An 18,026-nucleotide genomic window follows, 5' to 3' on the forward strand; every position below is an offset into this window, starting at 1 on the left:
CTCTCCAAAATCGCGAGTGAAACATGCGTTATCCCCAGAGCGGCGCCGGCAAAAAGAAGGGCGTCGTCCAGATCGCCGAAGTCGCCAATGGCATCATGGACCCCGTGCTCTCGAAACGCGCCGGCATCAACACCGCGCTGCTCGGTTCCTGGGACGAGATCGCCGGTGACGACTTCGCCGATTGCACCCGGCCGGAAAAGATCACCTGGCCGCGCCGCGACGAGGGGCCGGATCGCGGCGGTTATCAGCCGGGCGTGCTGACGATTGCCTGCGAAGGCGCGCGCGCCCTGTTCCTCACCCATGCGCAGGGCGAACTGATTGCCCGCATCAACGGCTTTTTCGGCTTTCCGGCGGTGCGCCAGATCAGGATCGTGCAGAAGCCGGTCTCGCAAACCACTACCCGCAGGCGCAAACCGCAACCCCTGCGCGGCGATGCGGCAAAACGTCTCGATGACATGATGGACGGCATCGAGAGCGAGGCGCTGCGCAAGGCGGTGGAGAGGCTGGGCACGGCGGTATTGCAGAAGAAGCCACCGCAACGAACTTTGAAATAGGAAGAAATTTCAGAGGCGGCTTCTGATTACGCGGTAAATAGAATTTCATTCTCGATTTCAATTTGTTGGCCGACGATTTCCGAATTACTCCATGGCTCAAAGGAGTATGCCGATGGAAATCAAGGAAACACCAGAAATGTGGGGTGTGCGTTTTGGTCAACGTCCGCGGATACCCGATGTCAGGCAGGCTGCTGCCGAATATTCGGCAATCATAGACAGACAGCTGGCCGAGCACCGCCTGGAAGCCGATGGGCCTTGGATTTTCATTTCCCACAACCTGCCAAGAGATAGCAAAACCCTGTTTGATTGGGAGATATGCCGCCCGATAAGAAAACCCGTGCAGTGGGATGAGACAATCGAGCTTCATCATCTCGAACCAATCATCGTTGCAAGCAGGGTGTATCAAGGATCGCTGAGATCGTTATTCACCAAAGGATATGCCCCGCTGGTTGCGGAGATAGAAATGTCTCGCCACCATTTCTCGGGTGAGAGCCGTGAAATTTATCACGGCTGGAACGGGCACGGCTCGTCTTATCACAATATCGAAATCCAGTTTGGTCTATCGCGTTGAGCTCATAAGGGGCGCTCGCTGCGACCATTGCCCGCACCCTCTGTATTCAGGGCTTGTTTCTCTTCGTTGTTTTTGCGTTTTCGCCTTCTCGAAGTCACGATTCTTTGACAAGGAAGTTCCATAGCCCGCTTGTCGCGCTGCCGGTGCTGGTGGTATCGGGTTAGCGAATTGCGCATCAGGCAGTTTCAAATCAACACGGGTGTTTCCATGCCGATTTCCGAATTGAATATTACCAGACGCAGCCTCCTCGGCGGCGTTGCTCTTGCTGCCGTTGCCACGGCCCTGCCGTTCGCCTTCACGCCCGGTATCGCCGAGGCGCAGGAACTGCCTGAATCCACCGGCGATGTGGATATGGCTGCGGTGATGAAGCCCGGCCCGCTGCCGGAAGCAGCGCTCGGCGATGCCAACGCACCCGTCAAGATCGTCGAATATATGTCGATGACCTGCCCGCACTGCGCCAACTTCCACAACAAGACCTTCGAAGAGATCAAGAAGAAGTACATCGATACCGGCAAGGTCTATTTCGTGCTGCGCGAATTCCCGTTCGATCCGCGCGCCGCTGCCGCCTTCATGCTGGCGCGCTGCGCACCGGAAGGTCAATATTTCCCCTTCGTTTCCATGCTGTTCAAGCAGCAGCAGAGCTGGGCTGTCGCACAGGATGCGCGCGCCGCCCTGCTGCAAATGTCGAAAATGGCCGGTTTCTCACAGGAGTCTTTCGAGGCCTGCTTGACGAACCAGAAACTTCTGGATGATGTGAACGCAACGATGCAACGCGGTGCGACGGAATTCGGCATCAACTCCACGCCGACTTTCATCATCAACGGCAAGAAATACGCAGGAGACATGTCGGTTGAAACCATGTCGGCTGTCATCGACAAGCTGCTCTGATCGCCGGACCCTGAAAGAAACGGGCGGCGGATATTTCCGCACGCCCGTTTTTTATTGCCCATATTCTTGCCGGGGCGTGACGGCATGAAGTTCAACAAGCTCCGCCTCGTCGGTTTCAAGTCTTTCGTCGAGCCTTCCGAATTCATCATCGAGCCGGGGCTTACCGGCGTTGTCGGTCCGAACGGCTGTGGCAAGTCCAATCTGGTCGAAGCGCTGCGCTGGGTGATGGGCGAGAATTCCTACAAGAACATGCGCGCCTCCGGCATGGATGACGTCATCTTCTCCGGTTCCGGCAATCGCCCGGCCCGCAATACCGCCGAAGTCGGTCTCTATCTCGACAATTCCGACCGCACCGCACCCGCCGCCTTCAACGACGCCGATGAAATTCAGGTGACGCGCCGCATCGAGCGCGAAAACGGCTCCGTCTACCGCATCAACGGCAAGGAAGCCCGCGCCAAGGATGTGCAGCTTCTGTTCGCGGATGCCTCCACCGGCGCGCGCTCTCCCTCCATGGTTGGGCAGGGGCGCATCGGCGAACTCATCAACGCCAAGCCGCAGGCCCGCCGTCAGCTGCTGGAAGAGGCGGCCGGCATTTCCGGCCTGCATTCGCGTCGCCACGAAGCCGAGCTTCGCCTGCGCGCCGCCGAAACCAATCTGGAGCGGTTGGAAGATGTGACCGCCCAGCTGGAAAGCCAGATCGAAAGCCTGAAACGTCAGGCCCGGCAGGCCAACCGTTTCAAGATGCTGTCAGCCGACATCCGCGCCCGTGAAGCGACCCTTTTGCACATCCGCTGGGTCGAGGCGAAGGAAGCCGAAGGCGAGGCGGAAAGCGCGCTCAATCAGGCCACCAACATCGTCGCCGAAAAAGCGCAGGCCCAGATGGAAGCGGCCAAGCAGCAGGGCATTGCCAGCCTGAAGCTGCCGGAGCTGCGCGAGGACGAGGCGAAAGTCGCCGCCGCCCTGCAACGCCTGCAGATTGCCCGCACCCAGCTGGATGACGAGGCCAACCGCTTGCTGCGCCGCCGCGATGAGTTGGCCCGCCGCCTGTCGCAGCTTGGCGAGGATATTATCCGCGAGGAACGGCTGGTCTCCGATAATGCCCAGATACTCGCGCGGCTCGATGAGGAAGAGGCCGAACTTCTGGAAATCCTCTCCGATTCCGGCCGCCATGCGGAAGAGATGCGCGAAGCCTTTGAAGCCGCCGCTGTCAAACTGGCGGAAAGCGAAGCCATCTTCACCGCGATTACCGCCGAACGGGCAGAGGCGTCCGCCGCGCGCCAGCAACTGGAGCGGGCGATCCGCGATCTTTCGGATCGCAAGCTGAGGCTGGAACGGCAATCGCAGGAGGCATCCGCCGAGATCGATGCCATCGACGAAAAGCTCTCCGGTCTTCCCGATCCTTCCGAACGGCGAGAAGCGGTCGAGGCGGCGGAGATCGCGGTCGAGGATGCCCTGATCGTGGTGGAGGAAGCCGAAGCCGCCGTCGCGGAGGCGCGTTCCGCCGAAGCGCTGGCGCGCGCGCCGCTGGAAACGGCGCGGAACCGGCTGAACGCGCTTGACACGGAAGCGCGCACCATCACCAAAATCCTTGCCTCCAGCGCCGCCGCCAATGGCAGCTTTACGCCGGTGGCGGAAGAAATGACGGTGGAGCGTGGTTTCGAGGCGGCATTGGGTGCCGCCCTCGGCGACGATCTCGAAAGCCCGCTCGATCCCGCAGCACCCGCCTATTGGGCCGGAAATGGCGATGGCGCGGGTGATCCCGCCTTGCCTCAGGGCGCGAAACCGCTTCTGGATTATGTGCAGGCGCCGGAAGCCCTACGCCGCGCTTTGGCGCAGATCGGCGTCGTCGCCGACACGGCGGAGGCCCTGCTCCTGCTGCCGCATTTAAAGGCTGGCCAGCGGCTGGTGACGCGTGAAGGCGCGCTGCTGCGCTGGGACGGTCACATTGCCAGTGCCGATGCGCCGGGTGCCGCAGCACTTCGCCTGTCGCAGAAGAACCGCCTCGCTGAAATCGAGACAGAACTGGATGAGGCCCGCTCCATTCTGGACGAGGCCGAAGACCAGCTTGCCGCGAAAACCGAAGATATCCGCAGCAGCGAATTGCGGCTCTCGGAAGTGCGCGACAGAAGCCGTCTTGCGACCCGCCATCTTGCCGAGGCGCGCGAGGCGCTGACTGCGGCCGAACGGGCCTCTGGCGATCTGCTGCGTCGTCGCGATATCGTGTCCGAAGCACTGAACCAGATCGGCGCGCAGATCGATGAGATCGCCGTTCAGGAAGAAAACGCCCGCATTGAAATGGAAGACGCGCCCGATCTTTCCGTGCTGGATCTGCGACTGCGCGAAAGCCAGCTTGAAGTCGCGACCGACCGCGGCCTTCTGGCGGAGGCCCGCGCCCGCCATGAAGGCGTGAGCCGCGAGGCGGAAAGCCGCCAGCGCAGAATTCAGGCAATCGGGCAGGAGCGTTCCACTTGGGCATCGCGGGCGGCAAGTGCGGCCGATCACATCGCCACCCTGCGCGAACGCGAGGAAGAGGCGCGCGAGGAAATCGCCGAGCTGGACATAGCGCCGGAAGAATTCGACGAGAAACGCCGCAACCTCCTCAATGAGTTGCAGAAGACCGAAGATGCCCGCCGCGAGGCCGCCGACCGGCTGGCCGAGGCGGAAAACCTGCAGCGCGCCGCTGACCGGCTGGCCGCAACGGCGCTTTCTGAACTGGCCGAAGCCCGCGAAAAGCGCGGCCGCGCCGAAGAACGGCTGGTCTCCGCCCGCGAAAAGCGGCAGGAAACCGAACACCGCATCCGCGAAACGCTGAATACCGAGCCGCATATGGCGTTGCGCCTGACCGGCCTCGGTCCCGACCAGCCGAAGCCCGATATTCGCGATGTCGAGCGCGATCTCGACCGGCTGAAGATCGAACGCGAAAGGCTGGGCGCGGTCAATCTGCGCGCCGAGGAAGAGCAGGCCGAGCTTTCCGCCAAGCTCGAGGCGCTGATCAAGGAGCGCGACGACATCATCGATGCCGTGCGCAAGCTGCGTGCCGGCATCCAGAACCTCAACCGCGAAGGCCGCGAACGGCTGATCGCCGCGTTCGATGTGGTCAATTCGCAGTTCCAGCGGCTGTTCACCCATCTCTTTGGGGGCGGCACGGCGGAATTGCAGCTGATTGAATCCGACGATCCGCTGGAAGCGGGCCTGGAAATCCTCGCCCGCCCGCCGGGCAAGAAACCGCAGACCATGACGCTGCTTTCCGGCGGCGAACAGGCGCTGACGGCCATGGCGCTGATCTTCGCGGTCTTCCTCACCAATCCCGCGCCCATCTGCGTGCTGGACGAAGTGGATGCGCCGCTCGACGACCACAATGTCGAACGTTACTGCAACCTGATGGATGAGATGGTGGCCTCCACCGAAACCCGCTTCGTCATCATCACCCACAATCCCATCACCATGGCGCGCATGAACCGCCTCTTCGGCGTCACGATGGCCGAACAGGGCGTGTCGCAACTGGTGTCTGTCGATTTGCAGACCGCCGAACAGCTGCGCGAAGCCGTCTGAAACTGCCAGGCCGCATTTCGATCCTGACTTTTGCTCAACATGAATTTATCTCGTCGTCTCACCCATTCGGGTGAGCGCAAACCCGCGGCATTTTGCTATGTCTTGCCATGAGCCTCAGTGTGCTTTCCCAACCCCGCCATCCGGTTTCCTGTACCGGGTGGACTGCCTTGCGAGGCCGCTGCAACGGCCTCGCAAGGTCTTTTTGCCGGCTGACGAATACGACTGACTTGATGAGGAAGGGGGCGGTGAGGCTCTGTGGTGTTCAGACGACGTTGTGTGAGCATTTTTTGTAGCACCCGCTTCGCATCGAGCGTATGGACCACTCACCCTGGCACCAGCCGCAGCCGCGTGCCCCAGGGGTCTATCGCTTCCACGACGTTATTTTCCATCTCCACCAGCACATAACCGGCGGCCCGCAGCCGCGTTTTCTGCGCCTCCAGATCGGCGGGGTTGCGAATGGTGAGGGAAAACCAGTCGAGGCCGGTTTCCATGGCGTTGCGTTCCTTCGCGCCACGGCTGTTCCATGTATTCACCGCCAGATGATGATGATATCCGCCGGAAGAGAGAAACGAGGCATCGGAGCGCGCATCCTGCGTCGGTTGCAGGCCGATGGCCGTTTCATAAAAGGCACGGGCGCGGGCGATTTCGCCGACCCGCAGGTGAACATGCCCGATGCGCATTCCCGGCGGGGCAGCCTCGTAATCGCTTCTTTTGGTATCGGTCAGCTTCACCAGATCATCGACATCGAGCGGTTCGGTGCCCATTTTCACCACGCGGCCGCTCCACACCCATGTATCCTTCGGCCGGTCGCTGTAAACCTCGATGCCGTTGCCCTCGGGATCGTTGAGATAGATCGCCTCGCTGACATTGTGATCGGCAAAACCGGTAAGCGGCACCTGTTTCAGCGCCGCATGTACCAGCCAGCGCGCCAGATCCTTGCGCGAGGGCATCAAGTAGGCGATGTGGAACAGGCCGGCGGAGGTGGGGCTTTCGAAATCCGCCGCCGGCTTGTGCACCAGATCGAGCAGCGGCACGGTGCCGACGCCAAGCGTCACGCCTCTGGCCGTGCGCTCCACCTCGTTCATGCCCAGCACTGAACGGTAATACTCGATCATCTGGTCGAGATCGCGCACGCGCAGCGCGGCCTGGCCGATATGCATCGGCGTCGTCAGCGCGAAGGGAAGGGCGGAGGCGGCGCCTGCGACGGGCACTGCGCCTTCGGCTCTGAGCGCCCCGGCAAGCGCGCTGGCGGCACAGGAAATTCCGGCAAATTTAAGCGTATGGCGGCGGGTAAATTGCATGAATAATCTCTTTGTCGGCGATTTGAATGGCTTAGGCAACACTCCAGTTCAGCGCATTACACGAATGCGTCAATCATGCCGTTATTCGGCCTTTGCGGCAATTCTTGCGCGCAATTTGCCGCAATTATGCTGCACTGCGATGTAAACTGCACGTTGCGGCGTTTCCAACGTGCCGCCAATGCTGTAGATGATAGAAAAATGACAACGCTTCTGGGTGGAGAGCGTGGAATGAAAAAGTGGGTTTATACCTTCGGCAACGGTGCTGCCGAAGGCAGGGCAGGTGACGTTGCGATATTGGGCGGCAAGGGCGCGAACCTTGCTGAAATGGCAAGTCTCGGCCTTCCCGTTCCCCCCGGCCTCACCATCATAACCGATGCCTGCGCGCTTTATCACAAGAACGGCCGCGATCTTCCCGAAGAGCTGAAGCTGCAGGTCATGGCTGGCCTGCACGGCATGGAAACCGTGACCGGCAAGACCTTCGGCGGCAGCCACTCGCCGCTGCTCATCTCCGTCCGTTCCGGCGCGCGCGCCTCCATGCCCGGCATGATGGATACCGTGCTGAATTTGGGTCTCAACGACCGCACCGTCGAGGCGCTGGGCCACGATGCGGGCGACGCCCGTTTTGCCTGGGACAGCTACCGCCGCTTCATCCAGATGTATGCAGATGTGGTCATGGGCCTCGACCACGAATTGTTCGAGGAAATTCTCGAGGACGAGAAAGGCCGCCTCGGCCACGAATACGATACCGACATGTCGGCCGTCGAATGGCAGCATGTCGTTTCGCTTTATAAAAAGCTGATCGAGGATGAGCTGGACGAAGCCTTCCCGCAGGACTGTCATGTCCAGCTCTGGGGCGCAATCGGCGCCGTCTTCGCCAGCTGGACCAACCACCGCGCCGTGACCTACCGCCATTTGCACAATATTCCGGGCGACTGGGGCACGGCGGTCAACGTTCAGGCCATGGTCTTCGGCAATCTCGGCTCGTCCTCGGCAACCGGCGTCGCCTTCACCCGCAATCCTTCGACGGGCGAGGCGGAGCTTTACGGCGAATTCCTCGTCAACGCTCAAGGGGAAGATGTGGTGGCGGGCATCCGCACGCCGCAATCCATCACCGAGGCCGCGCGTCTGGCCTCCGGCTCCGACAAGCCCTCGATGGAAAAGCTGATGCCGGAGGCGTTCAGCGAATTTCTGGCGATCTGCAAGCGGCTGGAAAACCACTATCGCGACATGCAGGATCTGGAATTCACCATCGAGCGCGGCAAGCTCTGGATGCTGCAGACCCGCTCCGGCAAGCGCACCACCCGCGCGGCCATGAAGATCGCCGTCGATATGGTGGAGGCAGGGCTGATCTCGCAGGAGGAGGCCGTCTGCCGCATCGAGCCCTCGTCGCTCGACCAGCTGCTGCACCCCACCATCGATCCCGGCACATCGCGCCCGATCATCGGCTCCGGCCTGCCGGCTTCGCCGGGGGCGGCGACGGGCGAAATCGTCTTCACTGCGGAAGAGGCGGTTGCGGCGGAAGCCGAAGGCCGCCGTGTCATTCTGGTGCGCATCGAAACCAGCCCGGAAGATATTCATGGCATGCACGCCGCCGAAGGCATTCTGACGACGCGCGGCGGCATGACCAGCCACGCCGCCGTGGTGGCGCGCGGCATGGGCATTCCCTGCGTCACCGGCGCCGGCTCCATGCGCGTCGACATGCGCAACAAGGTGCTGATCGGCGTCGGCTGTATGCTCAAGCGCGGCGATGTCATCACCATCGACGGTTCTTCCGGCCGGGTGCTGAAGGGTGAGGTGCCGATGACGCAGCCGGAACTCTCGGGCGATTTCGGCAAGCTGATGGAGTGGGCAGACAGCCTGCGCCGCATGACCGTGCGCACCAATGCCGACACACCCGCCGACGCCCGCGCTGCGCGCGCATTTGGCGCGGAAGGCATCGGTCTCTGCCGTACCGAACATATGTTCTTCGAGGGCGACCGCATCCACGTCATGCGTGAGATGATCCTCGCCGAAAGCGAAAAGGGCAGGCGGGCGGCGCTGGATGAGCTTCTGCCGATGCAGCGCTCGGATTTCACCGAGCTTTTCCAGATCATGCACGGCCTGCCGGTGACGATCCGCCTGCTCGACCCGCCACTGCACGAATTCCTGCCGAAGACCGATGGCGAAATCGTCGAGGTGGCGGCCGCCATGGGCATGCCGCAGACGGTGTTCCGCCAGCGGCTGGATGCCCTGCACGAGTTCAACCCCATGCTCGGCCATCGCGGCTGCCGCCTTGCCATTTCCTATCCGGAAATCGCCGAAATGCAGGCCCGCGCCATTTTCGAAGCGGCGGTTGCCGCAGCACGTATCACCGGCGCGCCGGTCGTGCCCGAGATCATGGTGCCGCTGGTCGGTCTGCGCTCGGAACTGGATTACGTTACCGAAGTCATCGACGGCGTCGCCGCTGCGGTGGCGCAGGAAACCGGCATGGAGATCGAATATCTGACCGGCACGATGATCGAGCTGCCGCGCGCGGCCTTGCGCGCCCACGTCATTGCGGAAGCGGCGGAATTTTTCTCCTTCGGCACCAACGACCTGACGCAGACCACCTTCGGTATCTCCCGCGACGATGCGGCGCGTTTCATCAATACCTATCAGCGCAAGGGCATCATCGAGCGCGACCCGTTCATCTCCCTCGATTTCGATGGCGTGGGAGAATTGATCCGCATCGCCGCCGAACGCGGCCGCCAGACGCGGCCGGAACTGAAGCTTGGCATCTGCGGCGAACATGGCGGCGACCCGGCCTCGATCCATTTCTGTGAGGATGCCGATCTCGACTACGTGTCCTGCTCGCCCTTCCGCGTGCCCATCGCCCGGCTTGCCGCCGCGCAGGCAACGCTGGCGGCGAAGAGGGATGAGGGCAGGGTGGCGAGCAATGTCGCCTTCATTCCCGTCAGGGGTTCTGTTGGACGATGATGCGCCGCTCCACCACCACGGGGCGGTAGAACATGTCGCGGTTCATCTGCGCCTGCCAGGCGCGGTTGTCGGCGCGGCGGTCCATTTCCAGATCGAGAAGGCAACCGGCCATCGGGTCCGTGCCGGGGCGGAAACCATAACCCCGGCAAGTCGCCTCATCCCGCGCCCGACGCTCTTCCGGCGTCAGCGTCTGGCAGGCGGTGAGCGCCAGCATGGCGGCAAGCGCACCGAAGACGATGGAAACACGCATTTTGTTTCTCCCTTAACATGACAGCCGTACGGCACTTTTATTGCCGCGATTGATACGCCTGTTTTGGTACGGGGAAAAGCCGCGTTGGGGCGGAAAGTTGCGTTTGGTAAGCGAACCTCTTCGCGTCATGCGAGCCTTGAACCGGCATCCACTTGCCTGAGCCTCGGCATCATGACTGTCTGGAACGCGCCATTTCAGCGCGCATCCAGCTTGAGTCTCCCCATGTCGAGAGCCAGATCATCAGATCGGTGAGAAAGCCGATAATCGGCAGCAGAAGCATATGGCCCAAACCGCGCGTCGTCTGGTTTTTCTCTGCCTCGTGCAGATGAGCCAATTCCTGTTCCTGAATCGAAGCGATAAGCTTATGCAGCTCGGGATCTCTTGTTTGCAGGAAGGCCAATTGATCTTCCAGATGGCGGTGAACGGTGCTTTCAACGGCCTCGGTGCAAATCCAGACCATGTTGCGTCCGCCGAGCGCCGTCATAAAACCGAGCAGGAGACCTCCAAGGCTCCAAAACGCCATGACGCGACAAGGCCTTGCGTTTCTGGATGGCATGGCGTCCCGAAACCGGCGGCAATGATCGATCTCGTCTTCCCGCATTTCCTGAAGAGCGGGTACTATGTCCGGAAACAGCCGGCGAGCCATCCATATCTGCGCGCCGTAGATACGAATAGCGCCAAACTCACCGGCGTGATTGACCTTGAGGATACGCCGAACGGTAAGCGCCGGGTCGTATTTGCCGGGACTGCCGGACGTTCGAAACATTACCAAGGCGCGTTCCATTCCAGCTAAATGCAGCAGATGTTACCGGCACTATGAGAGGCGGCTGTGACCACGATTGATAAGCCTGTTTCGATGCTAGGAGAACCCCATTTGGCGCGGAAAGTTACAGCCGCGGGAGCGGAGATGCAGATATCGCACCCTCCGTCGGTTTCGAAACGAAACATCCTGATTCCGCTCAGGAATCACGCAGGAAAGACGGCGGGAACAAACCCTGTTGAATGAGCCAGTCGCCGAGGAGAACCGTGAGGATGGCGATGAGGACGATGCCGCCGATAAAGGCGAAGAGGTCGAGCGTGGCGCGGGGCCACCGGCGGGTTTGATAAAGGTAAATCGCAAGCCCGATGGGTGCGAGCAGAACGGTGGTGATTTTGGCGGCGGAGCTGCGCCGGATGTTCCGCTTTTCGGCATCCTCTATCTGCCACCAGGCAAATAGCGTGATGATGCCGATCATCTGCACCAGATCGTTTGCGGTAAAGGATGCTGGAGGCCCGGCAGGCCAGACGGCCGCATCGATCAGAAGCCCGAGTGAGATGAAAGCGAGCAAGCCGACATAGATCCAGTTGCGTTTCGCCATGCACAGTTTCCGCTCTAAATTGCGCTATTGCCCGTGCCGTTATCGCTATCGATCAAATTGGCACCGTCAACCCCAAACTATCAGGGAAGAAAGAGAGTGGTCGGCATGGGGCGTCTCCCTGTTCCGGAAACGCCCCATGATTGTCGCCGTCAGGCCGGCGCTGCTTCCCGGTCGTCGAGTGCGTCGATATCCTTGGCGTTGTTATAGACGGCCTCATTGAGAATGCCCTCGCGCTTGGCGACGAGGGTGGGCACCAGCGCCTGGCCGGCGACGTTGACCGCCGTGCGGCCCATGTCGAGGATCGGGTCGATGGCGAGCAGCAGGCCCACACCTTCCAGCGGCAGGCCGAGCGTGGAAAGCGTCAGCGTCAGCATCACCACGGCACCCGTGAGGCCGGCGGTTGCGGCGGAACCGAGCACCGAGACGAAGACGATCAGCACATATTCCTGAATTCCGAGCGGCACCTGGAAGAACTGCGCGATGAAGATCGCCGAAATCGCCGGATAGATGGCGGCGCAGCCGTCCATCTTGGTGGTTGCGCCGAGCGGCACGGAGAAGGCGGCATATTCGCGCGGCACGCCGAGGCTCTTTTCCGTCACGGTTTCGGTGACGGGCAGCGTGCCGATGGAGGAACGCGACACGAAGGCGAGCTGGATGGCCGGCCATGCGCCCGCAAAGAAGCGCGACGGCTTCAGGCCATGGGCGAGAAGCAGCGCCGGATAGACCACGAAGAGCACCAGTGCGAGACCGATATAAACGGCCGCCGCGTACCAGCCGAGCTGCGACAGCGTCGTCCAGCCATATTGATCGACCGCGCGGCCCAGCAGGCCGATGGTGCCGATGGGGGTGAGGCGGATGACCCACCACAGGATTTTGCGCACGATGGCGAGCAGCGACTGGTTGAAGGCAAGGAACGGCTCCGCCGCCTTGCCTGCTTTCAGCGCCGCGACGCCGAAGGCAATCGAGACGACGAGCAGCTGCAGCACGTTGAAGTTCAACGAGGTGCTGGCCGCGCCATTATTGAGCTTGGTAGACGCTTCGAGGCCGAAGACGTTGGCCGGGATCAGCCCCTTCAGGAAATCCAGCCAGGAGCCGGTGGAAGAGGGTGCCGCCGCTGCCGTATTGGCAATCGCCGTGTTGACGCCGGGCTGAATGACAAGGCCGAGCACGATGCCGATGACGACGGCGATCAGTGCCGTGATGGCGAACCAGAGAAGTGTCTGCCACACAAGCTTCGCCGCATTGGAGAGGTTCTTGAGATTGGCGATGGAGGCGACGATGGCCGTGAAGATCAGCGGCGGAACCAGCGCGCGCAAAAGCTGCACGAAAATGCTGCCGATGGTTTGCAGTGTCACCGAAAGCCAGTTGGGGCTGCCGGCGGCGTCGGGACCGATATTGCGCGCAACGAGGCCGAGCAGCAGGCCGATGACCATTGCGATCAGAACCTGAAAGCCGAAATTGCGATAAAAAGGTTTAGGCCCGGAGGGGGCGGCGGACGTCGTTGCCTGTGACATGACATGTCTCTTTATTGTGCAAGAAAACGAGAATGTTGCACTTTTTACACGCATTCTCGAGGGAGGTCGCCGAGAATACGCCGATTTCCTCAGCAATTAAGGGATGAACGTGCGTATTTGTTGCGTTGTCGGGGAATAATTCTCTTAAGTAGCGACAATGCGGAAAAATATTCCCGCTTCTTGTTGCCTTCGACGTCAGAGTCCTAAAACCTATAGATATTCCGTCACCCCAGACCTGATCCGGGGTCCAGCGCGATCAAGTCCTTGATCGCAAAAGACTCATCCTCACGGCGCAGCATGGCTGGATGCCGGATCATCCTCGGGCTTGCTCCGGGGACCGGCATGACGGAGAAGTTCGCGCGCTTTAGCGTAGGGATCGCCTCCTCCTTTGTTTTCCTCGCCGCAAATCCGGTCTATGACATCATATGCAGGTGATTCCCTGCCAGAATTCGGGTGCAACGCTTTTTAGCCAATGCGATCTAACGGATATCCGCTTTCATGACTGTGCGTTTCGTCCGGCCTTTTTCGGTTGCAGCCTATCTTTCCCGCTATCTGGGTCTTGCGGCGCTTGTGCTGTTTCTCATCGCCGCCGGCATTCATCGTTTCGGGCCGCTGACGACGCCAGATTTTGTCGGTCTCCTCATTATCGCCGCTGGCATCGCTCTCGCGGCCGTACTTCTGGCGTTGATCGGGCTTGAGCGGCTGTGGACAAAGGGCGCACGCGGCGGCCTTTCGGCGCTGGCGGCGCTGCTTCTCTCGGCCCTGCCGCTCGGCGTGGTCGGTTACGGCGCTTTTCTTTATTGGCAGCAGCCGAAGATTTACGACATCTCCACCGATCTCACCGACGTGCCGGAATGGCTGGTGACGCCCGCCGCCAACCAGCAATGGCTGGTTCGGCCCGCGACTATCACCAAGGAAGACCGCGACGCGCAAACCGAAGCCTATGCCAGCCTCGCCGGCCGCCGTTATGAAGGCGCAATCGACCGCATCTACGCCGCCGCCAAAAAAATGGCCGCCGCCCAGAATATCCGCATCGCCCACACGAAGGGCGTGATCGGGGCGGAAGATGCGCCCGCCGTCGGCGTTCCGGAGCAGGACAGGACGCAGCCTGCGGAAGAAGGGCCGGTCGAGGATCTGCCCTCCATCGTGCCGGTGCCCATGGCCCGCCCGACGGACGCGCCTTTGCCCACCTTCTTTAACGGTAGCGGCGTGGTGCTGATGCAGGGCGAAACGCGCACGCGCATCTGGGGCCTGCGTTTCGATATCCTCATCCGCCTCAAGGAAGAGGCCGAAACCACCATCGTCGATGTCCGCGTCGCCTCCCGCTACGGCCCGCACGATCTCGGCATGGGCGCTGCGATTGCCGAAGCCTATCTCGATGCGCTGGATGCGGAGATGCAGGGGTTGAACGACAATTGATGTGTGGCTGACGCTACGCATCGTCTTGATGGGGACGAGCGGGAGCCGCCTGTTTCTTCTCCCCGCCGGGGAGAAGGTGGCCCGAAGGGCCGGATGAGGGGGAGCCCTCTCCGAAAACTAGCGGCATCCGCTCGATCCAATCAAGGCTTGGAGTGAGAGGTGAGGTCGCAACGCGCCCTGAAATCTCGCGTGCCAGAAATATCCGCTATGCCGGAAAATACTCACCCAGCAGTGAAGGCGCACCATCCGTCTGCACTTCACCCTTTTCGATCAGGTCTTCAATATGCGCCAGCACGGAAAGTGCGGCGGCGCCATGCAGGCGCTTGTCGGTGCTGGCGTAGATCACCTTCACCATGTCGGCGATCAGCCGGTCGCCCTCGCGGATACGCTTCAGAACCGCCTTTTCCCGCATACGGCGGTGGGCGCGCAAGCCCCGCATGAAGGCGGCGGGGTCGGTGACCGGGCCGCCATGGCCGGGCAGGAACAGCCGGTCGTCGCGGGTAAGCAGCCGTTCCAGCGAGGCCATGTAATCGCTCATCGCCCCATCCGGCGGCGCAACGATGGTGGTGGCCCAGGCCATCACATGATCGGCGGAAAAGACGATACCGCTGCCATCAAGCGCGAAGGCGGCGTGATTGGCCGTGTGTCCCGGCGTATGCAGCGCAGTAAGCCGCCACCCGTCGCCGGAAAGGCTTTGGCCGTCGCCAAGCGCGATATCGGGCACAAAAGCCGTATCGGAACTTTCGGCAAAGGGGTTTGTCTCGCCCACGTGCAGCGGGCGGGCGGCACGGTGTGGACCCTCGGCCACCGTTATCGCCCCGGTCGCCTCCTTCAGCCGGCGGGCAAGCGGCGAGTGATCGCGATGGGTATGGCTGACGAATATATGGGTGACCTCGCGGCCCGTCAGCGCCGCCATCAGCGCCTGAAAATGCGCCTCATCCTCCGGACCGGGATCGATGACGGCGACGGAACGGTCGCCGACGATATAGGAGTTGGTGCCATGGAAGGTGAAGGCGGAAGGATTGTTGACGGTGATGCGCTGGATCAGCGGAGCGACGGGAACCGCCTCGCCATAGGCCGGCTGGAAATCGAGATCGAATGCCGGGTCCGCCATCGAGACCTCCTGAAAATGCCATGCCAGCTTGAGCCGCAGCCTCAACCGCGCCATCGCCAAGCCCTAACATGCGAACTTCGCCACGGCACCCAAAAAGCTTGAATTTTGTGAAAAAATAAGTCGCCGGGTCATTGCCGGGCCGGGCAGGCTTTGCTAATCAGGCGCGGTTCAGGCAGCGGCGTTTCGCCTTCGCTGCCCTGTTGGGGCGTCGCCAAGCGGTAAGGCACCGGTTTTTGGTACCGGCATTCCCAGGTTCGAATCCTGGCGCCCCAGCCAAAATTCTCATTCTATTTTATCGCATATAGTTTTCACGCTTTTTACGAGAATATGTAAATAGTAACAATTTTAGATTGTACTTTGTAGATTCCGCAACACTTTTATGATTGTCTGAATTCAGACATTAGGAGTGTATAGCAGTGACCCAGACGTTAGAACCCAGACCATCCCCCAACGAACTTCCAAAGAAGCCCGATTTCGAATGGATTTTCTGGGTGCTTCCCATCGTCGTGTTTGCTGTAATTGCATATCTCGGTGAGTTGAAATGGGCGTGTATCATCGGAGGGGGAATTGCTGCGATGCTCTATGTCTATTTCAAGTTTATTAAGCGGAAATAGCCTTATAAGAAGTTAGGTGATCTAAGCACCGAGTTTTGCGTATAGATTTCATAAAAACGCCGCGCATCCAGAGACACGCGGCGTCCAATCCTAAATCGCAGCCAAGCCTTAAAGCGCGATATCCGGCACCTTCTTCACCGGCGCACCCGCAGGCGCCGCACCGGCGCCCTTCAGTGCCTCAAGGTCGATCTGTGGAGGGGTGGGCAGCTGCAGGTGCTCGGCGGTATAGGCCCATTCCTGCTGCACCTTTTCCGGGTCGTCATTGAGCTTCGTACCGTAGCTCGGCACGATCTGGCGGATCTTGGCCTGCCATTCCGGTGTTGCCACCTTGTCCTTGAAGACCTTTTCCAGAACGCTGAGCATGATCGGGGCGGCGGTGGAAGCACCCGGCGAGGCGCCGAGCAGGCCGGCGATGCTGCCGTCCTTGGCGGCGACGACTTCGGTGCCGAGCCGTAGCACGCCGCCCTTTTCTTCGTCGCGCTTGATGATCTGCACGCGCTGGCCAGCCTGCCACAGACGCCATTCGCCCTGCTTGGCATTCGGGAAATATTCCTTCAGCGCGGCAAAACGGTCGTCATCCGACATCATCAGCTGGCCGGCGAGATATTCCACCAGCGGATATTCATCGATGCCCACACGCACCATCGGCCAGGCATTGCTGGTGGTGACGGAGGAGACGAGATCGAAATAGGAACCTTCCTTCAGGAACTTGGTGGAGAAGGTGGCGAAAGGTCCGAACAGGATGACGCGCTTGCCGCCCAGCACGCGGGTATCGAGATGCGGCACCGACATGGGCGGCGAGCCGACCGAGGCCTTGCCGTAAGCCTTGGCCAGATGCTGCATCGTCACGTCGGGGTTCTCGTTGATGAGGAACGAGCCGCCCACGGGGAAGCCGGCATAATCGTCAGCTTCCGGAATGCCGGACATCTGCAACAGATGCAGCGCGCCGCCGCCTGCGCCGATGAACACGAATTTCGCATCCACCACCTGTTCGGCATCGGTCTTGGTGTTGGTATAGGTCACGCGCCAGCTGCCATCGGCATTGCGCTGGATGTCAGAGACTTCGCTATTGACCTGCAGGTCGAAATTCTGGTCGCCCTGCAGATGCGAGACGAATTGCCGGGTGATTTCGCCGAATTCCATGTCGGTGCCGAGCGGCGACCAGGTCGCGCCGATCTTCTGGGAAGGATCGCGGCCTTCCATCATCAGCGGCACCCACTTCTTGATCTGCTCGGGATCGGTGGAATATTCCATGCCGGCGAAAAGCGGGCTGGCTTTGAGCGCCTGATAGCGCTTTTCCAGATAAGCGACGTTCTCGTCACCCCAGACGAAGCTCATATGCGGCGTGTGGTTGATGAAGGAACGCGGGTTCTTCAAAACGCCGTTGCGCACCTGCCAGGCCCAGAACTGCCGGGAAATCTGGAAGGATTCGTTGATGTTGACGGCCTGGGTGATCTTTATGTTGCCGTTGTCGTCTTCCGGCGTGTAGTTGAGTTCGGCAAGCGCCGAATGGCCGGTGCCGGCATTGTTCCAGCCGTTAGAGCTTTCAAGCGCCACGCCATCCAGCCGCTCCAGCATCTGCATCGACCAGGTGGGCTCCAGTTCACGCAGCCAAACACCGAGCGTCGCGCTCATGATGCCGCCGCCGATCAAAAGCACATCGACCTTCTTGGCAGCCGTGTTGGCGAGAAGAGGTGTAACTGGCAGTGCCGCTGCGGCAATTCCGGCGAGCGCGCCGCCCAGAACCTGTCGGCGGTTCATGGGAAATGCGTTGGAAAGGGATGTTTCCTGGGAAAGATCAGTGAGCTGGGATTTGTCTTGATCGATGGGAGTCACGGCCATACCTGATTCTTGTTTTGTGTTAAAAACATTCCTCCCGTTCGCCCCGTTACAGCAAAGCGTAAACCGGCACAACCCGGACTCTTTCACTCCAGTT

13 protein-coding genes and 1 tRNA gene are annotated in these 18,026 nt (G+C 60.9%); 7 read left to right on the top strand and 7 right to left on the bottom strand.

All coding sequences use genetic code 11. The features are described 5' to 3' along the window. The first annotated feature begins 23 nt into the window (after positions 1-23). From ACQZ40_RS08805 to ACQZ40_RS08820, 4 genes are all read left to right on the top strand, one after another. The gene (locus ACQZ40_RS08805; protein WP_448747780.1) at positions 24-554 is read left to right on the top strand and encodes a DUF721 domain-containing protein; all 531 of its coding nucleotides are present in this window, start codon (positions 24-26) and stop codon (positions 552-554) included. 112 nt (positions 555-666) lie between these two features. After that, entirely contained in the window at positions 667-1,125 is a 459-nt protein-coding gene (locus ACQZ40_RS08810) for a hypothetical protein (RefSeq protein WP_448747781.1), read from the top strand. Between the two features lie 207 nt (positions 1,126-1,332). Next, positions 1,333-2,013, top strand: a complete 681-nt coding sequence (locus tag ACQZ40_RS08815; protein ID WP_065654295.1) for a DsbA family protein — start codon at positions 1,333-1,335, stop codon at positions 2,011-2,013. Between the two features lie 84 nt (positions 2,014-2,097). Next, complete coding sequence (locus tag ACQZ40_RS08820) at positions 2,098-5,565, top strand: chromosome segregation SMC family protein (RefSeq protein WP_448747782.1); 3,468 nt, start codon at positions 2,098-2,100, stop codon at positions 5,563-5,565. Positions 5,566-5,888: 323 nt separating this feature from the next. On the opposite strand, the gene ACQZ40_RS08825 is transcribed toward ACQZ40_RS08820, so the two are convergent. After that, entirely contained in the window at positions 5,889-6,866 is a 978-nt protein-coding gene (locus ACQZ40_RS08825; RefSeq protein ID WP_448747783.1) for a VOC family protein, read from the bottom strand. 228 nt (positions 6,867-7,094) lie between these two features. On the opposite strand from ACQZ40_RS08825, the gene ppdK reads away from it, so the two are divergent. Beyond that, complete coding sequence (gene ppdK, locus ACQZ40_RS08830; protein ID WP_448747784.1) at positions 7,095-9,821, top strand: pyruvate, phosphate dikinase; 2,727 nt, start codon at positions 7,095-7,097, stop codon at positions 9,819-9,821. Here ppdK and ACQZ40_RS08835 read toward each other — a convergent pair. From ACQZ40_RS08835 to ACQZ40_RS08850, 4 genes are all read right to left on the bottom strand, one after another. Further along, on the bottom strand, positions 9,799-10,071 hold the full coding sequence (locus tag ACQZ40_RS08835) for a hypothetical protein (protein ID WP_035260597.1): 273 nt from the start codon (positions 10,069-10,071) through the stop codon (positions 9,799-9,801). The genes ppdK and ACQZ40_RS08835 overlap by 23 nt on opposite strands. Positions 10,072-10,240: 169 nt before the next feature. Next, entirely contained in the window at positions 10,241-10,837 is a 597-nt protein-coding gene (locus ACQZ40_RS08840) for a demethoxyubiquinone hydroxylase family protein (protein ID WP_065654293.1), read from the bottom strand. Between the two features lie 193 nt (positions 10,838-11,030). Beyond that, the gene (locus tag ACQZ40_RS08845; RefSeq protein WP_448747785.1) at positions 11,031-11,429 is read right to left on the bottom strand and encodes a hypothetical protein; all 399 of its coding nucleotides are present in this window, start codon (positions 11,427-11,429) and stop codon (positions 11,031-11,033) included. 149 nt (positions 11,430-11,578) lie between these two features. Beyond that, positions 11,579-12,943, bottom strand: a complete 1,365-nt coding sequence (locus ACQZ40_RS08850; protein ID WP_338810115.1) for a dicarboxylate/amino acid:cation symporter — start codon at positions 12,941-12,943, stop codon at positions 11,579-11,581. A gap of 498 nt (positions 12,944-13,441) precedes the next feature. On the opposite strand from ACQZ40_RS08850, the gene ACQZ40_RS08855 reads away from it, so the two are divergent. Continuing rightward, the gene (locus tag ACQZ40_RS08855) at positions 13,442-14,362 is read left to right on the top strand and encodes a DUF1499 domain-containing protein (protein ID WP_448747786.1); all 921 of its coding nucleotides are present in this window, start codon (positions 13,442-13,444) and stop codon (positions 14,360-14,362) included. A gap of 205 nt (positions 14,363-14,567) precedes the next feature. On the opposite strand, the gene ACQZ40_RS08860 is transcribed toward ACQZ40_RS08855, so the two are convergent. Next, a complete protein-coding gene (locus tag ACQZ40_RS08860) occupies positions 14,568-15,476 on the bottom strand; it encodes an MBL fold metallo-hydrolase (protein WP_065654831.1) in 909 nt (302 codons plus the stop codon). A 201-nt stretch (positions 15,477-15,677) separates the two neighbouring features. On the opposite strand from ACQZ40_RS08860, the gene ACQZ40_RS08865 reads away from it, so the two are divergent. Then, positions 15,678-15,752 (top strand) — tRNA-Gln (locus ACQZ40_RS08865). Between the two features lie 446 nt (positions 15,753-16,198). Here ACQZ40_RS08865 and mqo read toward each other — a convergent pair. After that, a complete protein-coding gene (gene mqo / locus ACQZ40_RS08870) occupies positions 16,199-17,932 on the bottom strand; it encodes a malate dehydrogenase (quinone) (protein ID WP_065654289.1) in 1,734 nt (577 codons plus the stop codon). Positions 17,933-18,026: the final 94 nt, after the last annotated feature.

It is taken from the genome of Agrobacterium sp. 16-172Ci, from assembly GCF_053522725.1.

Excerpts from the sequence above, each read along its gene's own strand:
- ACQZ40_RS08815 (WP_065654295.1), top strand. The coding sequence starts at position 1,333 with ATGCCGATTTCCGAATTGAATATTACCAGACGCAGCCTCCTCGGCGGC.
- ACQZ40_RS08855 (WP_448747786.1), top strand. The coding sequence starts at position 13,442 with ATGACTGTGCGTTTCGTCCGGCCTTTTTCGGTTGCAGCCTATCTTTCC.
- ACQZ40_RS08840 (WP_065654293.1), bottom strand. The coding sequence starts at position 10,837 with ATGTTTCGAACGTCCGGCAGTCCCGGCAAATACGACCCGGCGCTTACC.
- ACQZ40_RS08805 (WP_448747780.1), top strand. The coding sequence starts at position 24 with ATGCGTTATCCCCAGAGCGGCGCCGGCAAAAAGAAGGGCGTCGTCCAG.
- mqo (WP_065654289.1), bottom strand. The coding sequence starts at position 17,932 with ATGGCCGTGACTCCCATCGATCAAGACAAATCCCAGCTCACTGATCTT.
- ppdK (WP_448747784.1), top strand. The coding sequence starts at position 7,095 with ATGAAAAAGTGGGTTTATACCTTCGGCAACGGTGCTGCCGAAGGCAGG.
- ACQZ40_RS08850 (WP_338810115.1), bottom strand. The coding sequence starts at position 12,943 with ATGTCACAGGCAACGACGTCCGCCGCCCCCTCCGGGCCTAAACCTTTT.
- ACQZ40_RS08845 (WP_448747785.1), bottom strand. The coding sequence starts at position 11,429 with ATGGCGAAACGCAACTGGATCTATGTCGGCTTGCTCGCTTTCATCTCA.
- ACQZ40_RS08820 (WP_448747782.1), top strand. The coding sequence starts at position 2,098 with ATGAAGTTCAACAAGCTCCGCCTCGTCGGTTTCAAGTCTTTCGTCGAG.
- ACQZ40_RS08860 (WP_065654831.1), bottom strand. The coding sequence starts at position 15,476 with ATGGCGGACCCGGCATTCGATCTCGATTTCCAGCCGGCCTATGGCGAG.
- ACQZ40_RS08835 (WP_035260597.1), bottom strand. The coding sequence starts at position 10,071 with ATGCGTGTTTCCATCGTCTTCGGTGCGCTTGCCGCCATGCTGGCGCTC.
- ACQZ40_RS08825 (WP_448747783.1), bottom strand. The coding sequence starts at position 6,866 with ATGCAATTTACCCGCCGCCATACGCTTAAATTTGCCGGAATTTCCTGT.
- ACQZ40_RS08810 (WP_448747781.1), top strand. The coding sequence starts at position 667 with ATGGAAATCAAGGAAACACCAGAAATGTGGGGTGTGCGTTTTGGTCAA.